This window comes from Sphingorhabdus sp. Alg231-15 (genome assembly GCF_900149705.1).
Classification (GTDB): domain Bacteria; phylum Pseudomonadota; class Alphaproteobacteria; order Sphingomonadales; family Sphingomonadaceae; genus Parasphingorhabdus.
Genome location: NZ_LT703001.1, coordinates 3,604,882 through 3,616,401 on the forward strand (window position 1 = coordinate 3,604,882; position 11,520 = coordinate 3,616,401).

11 protein-coding genes are annotated in these 11,520 nt (G+C 52.3%); 6 read left to right on the forward strand and 5 right to left on the reverse strand.

The features are described from left to right. Positions 1–5 precede the first annotated feature (5 nt). From DG177_RS17520 to DG177_RS17530, 3 genes are all read left to right on the forward strand, one after another. Positions 6–1,166 (forward strand): sterol desaturase family protein, encoded by a 1,161-nt coding sequence (locus DG177_RS17520; RefSeq protein WP_108812669.1) that lies wholly within the window; start codon positions 6–8, stop codon positions 1,164–1,166. A 9-nt stretch (positions 1,167–1,175) separates the two neighbouring features. Then, a complete protein-coding gene (locus DG177_RS17525; protein ID WP_108812670.1) occupies positions 1,176–2,294 on the forward strand; it encodes a helix-turn-helix domain-containing protein in 1,119 nt (372 codons plus the stop codon). A gap of 132 nt (positions 2,295–2,426) precedes the next feature. Continuing rightward, entirely contained in the window at positions 2,427–3,935 is a 1,509-nt protein-coding gene (locus DG177_RS17530) for a S41 family peptidase (protein ID WP_337659007.1), read from the forward strand. 150 nt (positions 3,936–4,085) lie between these two features. On the opposite strand, the gene DG177_RS17535 is transcribed toward DG177_RS17530, so the two are convergent. After that, the gene (locus DG177_RS17535; RefSeq protein ID WP_108812672.1) at positions 4,086–4,940 is read right to left on the reverse strand and encodes a sterol desaturase family protein; all 855 of its coding nucleotides are present in this window, start codon (positions 4,938–4,940) and stop codon (positions 4,086–4,088) included. An 84-nt stretch (positions 4,941–5,024) separates the two neighbouring features. On the opposite strand from DG177_RS17535, the gene DG177_RS17540 reads away from it, so the two are divergent. Next, on the forward strand, positions 5,025–5,705 hold the full coding sequence (locus DG177_RS17540) for a Crp/Fnr family transcriptional regulator (RefSeq protein ID WP_337659008.1): 681 nt from the start codon (positions 5,025–5,027) through the stop codon (positions 5,703–5,705). Here DG177_RS17540 and DG177_RS17545 read toward each other — a convergent pair. Continuing rightward, positions 5,702–6,379: a TIGR02117 family protein gene (locus DG177_RS17545; protein ID WP_337659009.1), complete on the reverse strand. Its 678-nt coding sequence runs from the start codon at positions 6,377–6,379 to the stop codon at positions 5,702–5,704. The genes DG177_RS17540 and DG177_RS17545 overlap by 4 nt on opposite strands. 44 nt (positions 6,380–6,423) lie before the next feature. Between DG177_RS17545 and phhA the strand changes: the two genes are divergently transcribed. Next, positions 6,424–7,320: a phenylalanine 4-monooxygenase gene (gene phhA / locus DG177_RS17550; protein ID WP_108812675.1), complete on the forward strand. Its 897-nt coding sequence runs from the start codon at positions 6,424–6,426 to the stop codon at positions 7,318–7,320. A 4-nt stretch (positions 7,321–7,324) separates the two neighbouring features. On the opposite strand, the gene DG177_RS17555 is transcribed toward phhA, so the two are convergent. From DG177_RS17555 to DG177_RS17855, 3 genes are all read right to left on the reverse strand, one after another. Further along, a complete protein-coding gene (locus DG177_RS17555; protein ID WP_108812676.1) occupies positions 7,325–8,308 on the reverse strand; it encodes a 50S ribosomal protein L11 methyltransferase in 984 nt (327 codons plus the stop codon). 27 nt (positions 8,309–8,335) lie between these two features. After that, positions 8,336–10,210, reverse strand: a complete 1,875-nt coding sequence (locus DG177_RS17560; protein WP_108812677.1) for an ATP-binding cassette domain-containing protein — start codon at positions 10,208–10,210, stop codon at positions 8,336–8,338. 346 nt (positions 10,211–10,556) lie between these two features. Then, the gene (locus tag DG177_RS17855) at positions 10,557–10,991 is read right to left on the reverse strand and encodes a hypothetical protein (RefSeq protein WP_337659010.1); all 435 of its coding nucleotides are present in this window, start codon (positions 10,989–10,991) and stop codon (positions 10,557–10,559) included. Between the two features lie 257 nt (positions 10,992–11,248). Between DG177_RS17855 and DG177_RS17860 the strand changes: the two genes are divergently transcribed. After that, positions 11,249–11,520 (forward strand): hypothetical protein (locus DG177_RS17860; protein WP_337659011.1); only part of this gene is annotated, 272 nt, incomplete at its 3' end.

Sequence of the window (11,520 nt, forward strand, 5' to 3'; positions counted from 1 at the left end):
CATATATGGCCAAGAGACAGGGTATATTGAAGCAGCTTGCCAAGGATCTGGAGGCGCCACCGGAAGTGCGCCGTTTCGGCAGCGGTTGGTTAGCTGGCTTCTTCGCCGTCGTGATGGCCATTGCAGGGCTGGGCATGGTGATCGCGCTGCGTTTTCCCGAATGGTTTGCCACGCCGGAATTGCAGGCGGTGAAGGACTGGACCGGTTTTCGCGGTGCGGTGCATCTGTTGTTGCTGGGGTCCTATGCGCTCGCCTTGCTGAGTCTGCTGCTGCGCCCGCGCAAATCTCTCGGTTTCTTTGCGCTAGCTATCGGGATCACCGCTGCGTTTCTGGGCGGTGCCAATGTGCAGCCGGAAGATACGAGGAGCTGGGGTATTTTCTTCGGACTTGATTTTTTCATCGTCAATATGGTTGCCACCGGTCTGATGTTCGCGCCGCTGGAGAGGATATTACCGCATAAACGATCGCAGCGTCTGTTCCGTATCGAATGGCGAGAGGATCTGTTTTACTATCTGATCAGTTCGATGATGGTGCAGGCCTTGACCTTTCTGGCGCTCGCCCCCTCCAATGTCGTGGTTGCCAATACCAGTAGCTGGGATGCATTTCGGGCGATGATTGCCTCGATCCCTTGGATATTGCAGTTCCTGATTGTCTTGGTGCTCACCGATCTGGTGCAATATTTCTTCCACCGCACCTTCCATCGCTGGCCGTTCCTTTGGGGTTTTCACGCTGTCCACCATTCGGCCAAATCGATGGACTGGCTCGCCGGCGCGCGGATGCATTTTATCGAGATTATTTTGCTGCGCGGCATCACGTCGCTGCCGATGATGACGCTGGGTTTCAGCCCGTCCGTGCTTCAGGCCTATATCGCTTTCGTCTATATCTATTCGTCTCTGCTGCACGCGAATATCAAAGGCGATTTCAACTGGCTCGGGCACTGGATTGCGATGCCGCGCTTTCATCACTGGCATCATGGACTGGAACGCGAAGCTTTTGATGTGAACTTTGCGATCCATTTCCCATGGATCGACAAGCTGTTCGGGACTTTCTATCTGCCACCATCCAAATGGCCGGAAGGCTATGGGATACCGGAGGATGTACCCAAGGGATATTTGAAACAGTTCGCCTATCCCTTGACGCGCAAGAAACCCGATTATCAGGACTAGACGGGGCAAGTGGGGGATCCGGCAAATATCGATATCGGGTGGCGCAGCGCCCTTATGCTTGCGGCAGCCCTGCCGGTTTATGCCAGCACGATATTCCTGTTGATCCGCAATGTCGAACGGCGAGCAAGCCTGTTCCTTGCGGCCACGCTGCTTGCGATTGCGTTTACCCTGACGCCGCAGATCATCGGCTATGCTGGCTTCTACGATGTCTGGCCTGGGCTGACATTCTTTCCGTTCAATGTGAAATTATGGATCGCACCACTTTTCTATCTCCATGCTTATTGCCTCATGCATGGCGGGCCGCTGGGCTGGCGCAAATATCTGTTGCTGCCGGGATTGATCCAGAGTGTCTATTATATCTGGGCGTTTACCACTCTCGGCGACTACAAGGCCAAATGGGCCTTTAATGGAGCGTTTCATGAACCTTATGTGGTGCGGTTTGAAACGCTGCTGGTGATAACGTTCACGATCATCACTGCCATTGCCGTTTTCCGGTTAATGAAGCGCTATCGCCTCTATTTGCAAACCACCCAGTCGGCCGCTTCCGATTTTGATCCGCGCTGGATTTCAAGACTGTTCATCGTCGCGGCTATTGCTGTTTTCCTGTGGCTGCTGATCGAGATTGTCGACATGGCGATTGTCCCGCTCAGCTATAATCAGGAATATCCCTTTCAGCTGGCGATCATGGTGATCGTGGCGGTGGCCGGGCTGGATGCGCTATCCTCGATCCGTGAATCTTATCCGAAGATCAGCAACGCTCCTGCTGAACCTGTCGCAGAACCCGAACAGCGTGACTGGGTAACGGAAGGACGCACGCTGGAACAAAAAGTGCGTCAGGAACAATGGTATCTCGAGCCGCGTCTGAATATCCGCGATGTCGCATCGCGTCAGGCGAGCAATGAAAGCTATATTTCACGGGCTTTGAATCAAGGCCTTGGTTTGACGTTCAATGCATTTATCAACGGCCTGCGCGTCGATCATGCCAAGGATCTGCTCGTTAAAAGTGATGAGAATCTAATTCAGGTTGCTTTTGCCTCCGGCTTCAACAGCAAGGCGAGTTTTAATAGGGTTTTCAAAGAAATAGCAGGTATGACTCCGACTGACTATCGCCGGACCATGGTCGACTAAAACGTCTCAAAATCCGTATTTAGAGTCTCAATACAGTGATTGAGGCGCAGATCGCCCAAGCTTCCACCATCTGTTTTTCATGCCCCGGTCCAATGCCCGGCGTTCAGAAATTGATGACAGATGGAGACCAAAATGTTCAACAAGAAAATCATTGCGACCAGTGCTTTCGTAACCGCTCTGGCTATGCCTGGTGCAGGCTGTGCCCAAAGCAAAAGCCAGGCGCCTGAACCGGAATATGATGCAGCCACGATGCTTACACCAGCACAGGTTGCCAGCGATGTCGCACTGGCCGAAGAAGCTTATGAACGCATCCATCCCGGCTATACCCGTTACACAGATGCCGAAACGCTGAAAGCGGCATGGGCCGCGATTGCAGTAAAGGCAGCCGCCCAAAAGGGGATGACCATTGGTGATTTCTATTTAGAGATTCAAAACGTGCTGACCCTGATCCGCTGTGACCATACCAAGGCCGAGCTGCCAAGCCAGCTTGCGAAAGCGCGCAATGTCACACCCATCTATCTGCCCTTGCGCTGGACGCTGATCGAGGACCGGGCGATTGTCACCATAGCAGCGGAAACAGGGCTCAGCCGGGGCGACGAGATAATTGCCATTGATGGTCGCCCGATTGCAGAGATGATCGCAGAAGTGGTCCCGCTCGTTCCGGTGGATGGCTATACGGAGTGGTCAAGACGTTCAGGTATCTCGGAATCTCTGGAATTTCGTGGCGGAGCGATCGATCACTTCGGCGCATTGCTTTGGGACATAAAACCATCAGCAACCCTCACAATAGCTGGAGCAGATGGCGCAAAACGCGATGTTGTTGTTGAGCGGATCATTCACAGGAAATGGACAGCATTGAGCAAGTTGGCAGCAGATGCACCAGCAGCCAATTTCAAGGATGCGATAGGGTTTGAGCGTCTGGGAAGCCAAAGCGCTTATCTCAAAGTGGATACTTTTGTGAACTATCGTGACCCGGTGAAACCGAAACAGCTGTTCGATCCAATTTTTGATGCTCTTCGAAAAGAAGGGCGTGAAAATCTGATACTCGATCTGCGGAAGAATGGCGGTGGATCAAACGATGCACAGCAGGCACTGACGTCCTATCTGTTCGATAAACCTGTAAAACTGGCAACGGATGCGAGGGTAAAAACCCTCAATCATAAAGGCCTGGAAGATTATTTGTGGACGTGGGACAAGCGTGCGATTAATCCCAGTGCCTTGGGTTTTAGCAGAAATGATGACGGTACCTACTCGCTGCGGTCTTTTGTTGAGGACCTGATCAAGCCAGTAAAGCCAGCGAAAAACGGATTTAGAGGCAAGCTCATCGTCCTGACCAGCGATAGCAACAGTTCGGCAAGCGCCACGTTAGTCGCCTTGTTGAAGAGCAGCGGTCGAGCGGTACTTGTTGGCGAAAAAACTGGCGGGAGTCCCGATGGCAACACTGGTGGATTGCAGTTTACGTTGACGGTTCCCGAAAGCCATGTGCGCATGCGGATTCCGATGATCCGTTACTTCAATGATCTAAAAGGATTTGAAACCGGACAAGGCATTACGCCTGACAAGATGGTTCCGCTAACGGTCAGTGCTTTTCGCGCCGGATCAGACCCGGCACTGGAAGCCGCCAAAGCGCTGGTCATGTGAATAGGGCGACTGATGTTTTGCCCCCAATCCATCAGTCGCCCTGGGTCCCCACCCGAACTCTAAAACTTGTGTCCAGCTGAGTAATAACCAAGGCGGCTGACGGAATTTCCCCCGACCGTCAGCCGCCCTGGTCCCCACCCCAACTCTAAATCACGCCTTCGCTGCGGCTTCTTTCACCGCCAGTTCTTTCACCCCATAGCCACCTTCCTTATTCTCGGGAAAAAGCGGCCAGGCGAGTTGTTGTCCAACAGTTGCTGGCGCCAAATTTTCGACGCCATAGCTATCGGGATAACGGCGTGTTATTTTTGCCGTTCCAAACAGAATATCCCAAAAGAATAAAAGGTTGCCGTAATTGCCTTTATAGTTTGTCGCCCCATCTTCCATATGGCGTCCGTGGTGGGCATGATGGGTTGCGGGTGTCGAGATTGTTCTCTCCACCAGCCACATTACCGGCGATAGCCATTTGATTTTGTACAGGGGTTCATCCCATGCAACGTCGCTATGCGCTGCGATAATAACGGTCATTTTAACCGCGATGAATCCGACGTAGACCCAGCCGAGCCCCAGATAGATGAGAACGCCCGAGAGCCAAATGCTGGGCATCAGAAAATAATAGAAAATATTGTTCCGATATACCAATCGGATGCTCATATATTTCGCGTCATGATGTGCGCGATGCAGATTGTATAGAAACGGGATGCGGTGCGAGAGCCGGTGCATCCAATATTGAGTCATATCATCGAAAATCAGGAACAGAGTGATCGCTGCAATCAGAGGGATGCCCGCCAGTGCACCTGCCCATTGCGGAGCAGCCGCGCCCATCAAAAATTGCGCTGAAACTATAATGAAAGGCTGGGTAAGCAGCGTCAGTACCAGCGATCCAACAATTTCTACGATTGCATCTTTGCGGGTTTGATCAGGTTTATTGAACAAATTTGTGCGAAATAATTCCAACAGCCCAAAGAACAGGAATGTTCCAAGAATTGCATATATTTCTGGACGCACAGCATGGTTCCCTGATTACTCTGGGGTTGAAATCCAATTGGTGGTATCAGATAGCTGAATTTGGAAATGCTAAGAGGTTTGCAATTGGCTGATTCACAAAATTTTTCTGGATCCGCTTTTGGCGCAGCCGGCTTTGTAACTGCGCTACCAGATACTGTTCGTGAGCGTTTATTGGCTCATGGCCGTACGCGCTGTTTTGCCAAAGGAGAATTGATCCAGCAGCGCGGTGATCCCGGTCGGGAATTTTGGTATATCCTCACCGGCTCTGTGCAAATTGGTCGTTTCTCAGTTGACGGTGAGTTGACTCTTTTTGCGCTGCTCGGCCCCGGAGAAAGCTTTGGTGAACAGGCCTTTCTGGGCGAGTTTCCGCGTTTGGTAGATGCCATTGCCGGGACAGAAACAAAGCTGGTTCAAGTGGGTGAGAAGGAATTAGAGGCAGCGATTGCGTCGGATCCGAGCGTGGTGAGGATATTGTTGAAAGCAATGGCGCATATGGTGCAACGCGGATTTGATTTGGTTGAGGCGGGACGAAATCTGTCGACGGTCGACAGGGTTGCACAGGCTTTATTGCAGCATTGTAACGAAGGGGAGTACAATGTCACGATAACCGTAACCCAACAAAGCCTTGCTGATCTTGTTGGCGTGTCACGAGTGTCGCTGGGGAAAGCCCTCGATAAAATTGAAGATTCGGGCCTGATCTCGCGCCGCTATGGCCGGATCATTGTGAGGGACCGGGGCAAACTGTCCCGCTTGCTTGGAGACTAATTTTCTGGGCCTGATTCCAGGAACCAGCGCATGACACCGCCTTGAAAAGGGGTCCAGATTCCGGTTCTGATGCCAGCTTGTCGCAACACATCGCTGGTCCAGCTGTTGCAGGTGTAGAACGCATTATAATGTCCGCGAGATTTGTAAAATAGATCGTCCTTTCCATAGCCAGGCGAAGGAATTGATCGGCCGGCTTCATCGAGCACGAAGCGCTGCTTTATCGCCTCAACGATCAGACGATATTCCGATTCCGTGACTTTGAAACTGCGGCGATAATGAGGATAAACCTGTGGATAATTCAGGTGATAAACATGCAGCAACACGTCGCTGCTACCAAAAACAGCGCTGGCCGCATCCTTGACACGCAGATCCTGCCAATGTTCTGCGTTGCGATAGACGCCTTCATGACCCCAGCCGACAAGAATATGGCTGCCATATTCTGTTGGATCATCAAGATGTTGGGGACGGATTAACTCGCTCCAGTCATGCGCATCACTGTGCATGGGCATGATGATACCGGTATGGAGGCCATTGGTTTCTATGAATAATTCTATGCCATCATCGGGGCTTTTCCAGAATTGATTGGCGGGAAATATGCTGCCGAGCAGAGCGGCAACAAGATAGAGCATGACCACTGCCGACATGGCTTTGATGATGCGTTTGGGCCATTTCATTCGAGAAGTTGCCATTGAAACCTTTTCTGCTGTAGGATGTCCACATGTTGACAGCCCCCGACCCAGAATCCCATGTCTATGACAAGCCGCCTGCGCACGCAAATGCGGACTGGACGATAGACCAGAACTGGTCTGCCTATGGTGCAGAGGAGCACACGACCTGGGACACGCTTTTTGCGCGCCAGAAGGAAATGTTACCCGGACGTGCGGCACAGGCCTTTCTTGATGGCATCGATATATTACAACTGTCGAAGCCCGGCATTCCGGATTTTGAGGAACTGAACCACATCCTGATGGATGCAACCGGCTGGCAGGTGGTGGCTGTGCCGGGACTGGTACCGGATGATGTGTTTTTTGACCATCTCGCCAATCGCCGCTTTGTTTCAGGCAATTTTATCAGGCGGCCCGATCAGCTCGACTATCTGCAGGAACCCGATATTTTCCATGACGTTTTTGGTCATGTGCCGATGCTCGCGGATCAACGCTTTGCCGACTATATGGAAGCTTATGGTCGAGGCGGTCTCCGCGCGCTGAAATTTGGCACGCTCAAACAGTTGGCGCGGCTATATTGGTACACCGTGGAGTTCGGCCTGATTCAGGAGGCGGACGGTTTGCGGATATATGGTGCTGGAATAGTGTCGAGCTATGGCGAGAGTGTCTTTGCGCTTGATAGTGGCAGTCCCAACCGCATCATGTTCGATCTGGAACGGGTATTGCGCACAGAATACCGGATCGATGATTTTCAGCAAAATTACTTTGTCATACCCAGTCTCGACGAGCTTTTGCGCGTGACTGTCGAAACCGATTTCAAACCGGTTTACGAAAAAATTGCCAGTCTGCCGGATATTGCGATTGCCGATATTGTCGAGGGGGACGAGGTGCTGACACACGGCACGCAGGATCATCCCAGCGCACAATCAGACAAAGCCGTCATCGTCTAACCAATCAGCATTCTCCGAAATAGTCCGAGGCCAGCGGCGACCGGATAGTCTGTTGCGGTTTTCTGGCACCATATTGGCGTGCCTTGACCAGTGTCAGGCAGGGCCACTGATTTTCCAAAAGGCTATGGCGTAACCGAAATCCGGCCCGAATATAGCTATGCAGGACATCTGGGCGTTGGGTTTGCAGCAAACCAGCCAGGATCAAAACCGTGTTCGGCGCGGCTGCAGCCGCTATTTGCGGTGCCAAAGCGACAAGTGGTCCTGCCAATATGTTCGCAATGATCAGGTCAAAAGGCGCGCGTCTGCCGATCGCCGGATGATCCAGCCCGTTGCTGGTCTCCAGCCTGATCGCATTGGGTATATTGCCGATCCTGATCCTGTTGATCGCAGCATTTTGAGCGCTGACTTCGACGGCGACGGGGTCAATATCACTGGCGATAATCTGGGCGGTTGGCCAAAGATGACGCGCGGCAAAGGCGAGCAGGCCGGTGCCTGTGCCGACATCGATGATATTGTGATAATTTTGACCCAGCCGTTTCAGCCGGTCGAGGCTTTCCAGACAGCCTTTGGTCGTTTCATGATGACCAGTACCAAAGGCCTGGCCGGCATCGATACAGATGTTGGCGACATTATTGTCGTCCAGCGGCGTGCTGTTTGATGTGTGCACATAAAAACGGCCTGCGCGCAGCGGCTCCAGTCCTTGCTGGCTGAGCGTGACCCAGTCTTCATCGTCAAGCTTTTCAACTGCCGGATCGATCTGGGACAGCTTGGCGGATGGCGACAGTTCGGCAATGTCCTTCAGAAGCGCCGCATCGGGATTGAAGTCGCAATAAATCTCGATGACCCAATCATCGGGTGTTTCGGGATCTGCTTCGCGCGTGACAATGGTCGGTACGCTGTCGGTCGAGCTAAGGAAGAGATTGTCCTCGGATAATCGATCCGCCTCTTCGCGCGTGCATGGCAGAGTGACTTTCCAGGTGTCGGTCAAAGGGCCTGACCCCGGGCAGAACCATTGCTATGCATTGGCCATCTCCAGCGCTTCATTCGCCTCCAGCCAGACGGCTTCGTTCTGCTCCAGCTCGTCCTGAACCGTCGCCCGCAATTTCATCAACTCGGTCATGGTCAGGTCGGCATGTTCTTTTTCCGCACTGGCCGGATCAAACATCGCGCGATCAATGGCAGACAGTTTCTTTCCGAGCGTTTCGATCTTCTTCTCGGCGCTACTGGCGGTTTTGCGCAGCTCCGATTGTTGCTTGCGCCGCTCAGCGGCCAGTCGGCGTTCTTCCTTGCGGTTGCCGCCACCCCCGCTTGTGGCAGGTTTGACCTCTTGATTTCGCCCCAACACAAAGTCGGTATAGTCGTTGAGCGACCCGGAAAATTCCTTTGCCTTGCCGCTATCCACCATGACCAGCCGATCAGCGGTAAGTTCCAGCATGTGGCGATCATGGCTGACCATGATCACCGCACCGCTATATTCATTCAGCGCATGGACCAGCGCCTCGCGAGCGTCGACGTCGAGATGGTTTGTCGGCTCATCAAGAATTAACAGATGCGGTGCATCGCGGGTGATCAAGGCCAACGCCAGTCGCGCCCGCTCGCCGCCCGATAACTTGCCGACCTTCATTGTCGCCTTGTCACCGGAAAATCCGAACCGGCCCAGTTGCGCGCGCACCGCACCCGGCTTTGCATCTTTCATCAGCCGCGTCATATGTTCCAGCGGCGTATCGGTCGGATCCAGCTCTTCCACCTGATATTGGGTGAAATAGCCGACGGTCAATTTGCCGGACTTGTTCATTGCGCCGGCCTTGGGATCCAGCTGGCTGGCAAGCAATCGCGCAAGCGTGGTTTTGCCATTGCCGTTTCGACCCAGCAGAGCCGTACGATCATCCGGATCGAGGCGCAGGTTCAGACCGGATAATATGATATTGTCGCCATAACCCACTGCCGCATCATCCAGCGTGATCAGCGGCGGCTTGAGTTCGGCTGGACTGGGGAAATGAAAGCTGAGCGAGGGATCTTCAATTGCAGCCGCAATCGGCTCCATGCGGGACAGCGCCTTGACCCGGCTCTGCGCCTGTTTGGCACTATGCGCCTTGGCACCCCAGCGGTCGACAAAGGCTTGCAGCTTTTCTCGTTGGGCGAGCTGCTTTTCACGGGACGCCGCCATTTGCGCCTGGCGTTCGGCGCGCTGTTTCTCGAAGGCGTCATAGCCACCGGGGTAGAGCGTCGTCTTACCGCCTTGCAGATGCAGAATATGATCGACCACATTATTGAGCAGATCGCGCTCATGGCTGATCACCAAAATCGTCGCCTGATAACTGGTCAGGAAATTTTCGAGCCACAGCGTCGCTTCGAGGTCGAGATGGTTTGACGGCTCGTCGAGCAATAACAATTCAGGCTGCGAAAATAACAGCGCGGCCAGTGCCACGCGCATTCGCCAGCCGCCGGAAAAACTGTCCATGGGTTGCTGCTGCGCGTCTTCGTCGAAACCCAGACCGATCAGGATTTTCGCAGCGCGGGCAGGTGCACTGTGCGCTTCGATCATATTCAGACGCTCATGGATTTCACCAATCCTGTGGGGTTCGTCTGCCGTTTCCGCTTCTGCCAACAAGGTCGCGCGTTCCGTGTCCGCCGCCAGCACGGTGTCGAGTGGGGTCTCCGACCCAGCGGGGGCTTCCTGCGCGATATAGCCCAAACGTGCTCCTTTGGGCATGTCGACGCTGCCATCATCCGGCTCGAGTAGCCCGGCGATGGCTTTCATCAAGGTCGACTTGCCCGCGCCATTGCGACCAATCATGCCCACGCGCGCGCCGGGGGGCAGGGCAGCGGTGGCCCCGTCCAGAATGACCGCACCACCAAGGCGCACCGTGATATTGCTAAAATTCAGCATGTGCGCTCGTTAGCGAAGCTTTTGGGATTCGGCTAGTGAACCGTGAAGCTGCGGAACTAAATCGAACCATTTGGGACATCGTCCACTATATCCCGAAAGCGGACATTAGAGCATTTCGGAAAATCTAGTTTCATATCAAAAATCTGATCATGCCAATCAAACCGGCGATAAACAATATTCCGAAAATCCAGACAGACAACAATCCATATTTTTCGCCTAAAAGAGTGGCGATGCTCTCAAACAGCAGCCTTACAATTGTAGCGATAATACCCATCTGCAATAAATTTTCCCGTTAGGTCCGCTCTATCCCGAAAGCGGACGTTAGAATTAAAGGTTCGGCGAGATGTCAGTTTTTTTGGGCATTAGTTGGATACTTCTTGATCACATAGCCTTTCGGCAAGTTTTGTCGAATGCATGACACAGTTGCAACGTTTGATGTCCAAACGAAATATCGACTTGGTAATTCAGGTAATGTTAAATCTCCCGTTTGAGTATCCATCACTATACCACTAGGTTCACAATTGAGAATGTCTTCATACATTGATGGCCTACTAAAGCTCTGATCAATCACCGATGATACTGGAACCCGGTCATCCCATGAGTGAGATGAAAACAACGTTTCATTATTCAGTTTCTGAGATGCCTCTAACACCGGCATATGTATCAACCATCTCTCTCCTTCATAAATAATCGACGCATCCTCTTGATCTGAAAATAGCAAATAGGCGTTCGCCATGATCAACACTATTGCGGCAGCTATTAAGAAGCGTCTTCTTTTCACTCAATCCTCCCGCAACTTTCTCGAACGGATAGAAACTTCTATCGGATCAGAATTGTTCAAATTACTATCAAAAGCACAGCTTTAACTAACACCGCCGCCTAAACTTTCAACGTCCGCTTTTGCGCCCAAAGCGGTCACGACTGCTATATCCCGAAAGCGGACATTAGCAATCTGGTTGTTTGGTTCAATCAATAGGGTTAGGGATTTCAAATCTTGGCCACCTAGGAAAACCCTAGTTAACTGAGGACTAAGAAAGAATGATATCAGAAGAAAACATTTGGAAATTTGGTGGAGCTGGCATTTTAACGCTGCTTAGTGGTTTTGCACTGATACAGGGCGTGACCATTTACACCCCAACTCCACTATATATTATTCTTTTCGCTTGGATTATTCCGCCATTAGCTGTTGTTCTAATGCCTATATGTTACGTCGTGGTTTTACATCTAGGAATAAAATCACCTAGATTCTCCTTATATGTCTTAATCCTATGCTTGATGTTCAGTGCCTTAAACGCTTGGTCGATTTACGG

Coding starts and splice junctions, on each gene's coding strand:
- DG177_RS17520 (WP_108812669.1), top strand. CDS start 6: ATGGCCAAGAGACAGGGTATATTGAAGCAGCTTGCCAAGGATCTGGAG.
- DG177_RS17530 (WP_337659007.1), top strand. CDS start 2,427: ATGTTCAACAAGAAAATCATTGCGACCAGTGCTTTCGTAACCGCTCTG.
- DG177_RS17545 (WP_337659009.1), bottom strand. CDS start 6,379: ATGAAATGGCCCAAACGCATCATCAAAGCCATGTCGGCAGTGGTCATG.
- phhA (WP_108812675.1), top strand. CDS start 6,424: ATGTTGACAGCCCCCGACCCAGAATCCCATGTCTATGACAAGCCGCCT.
- DG177_RS17560 (WP_108812677.1), bottom strand. CDS start 10,210: ATGCTGAATTTTAGCAATATCACGGTGCGCCTTGGTGGTGCGGTCATT.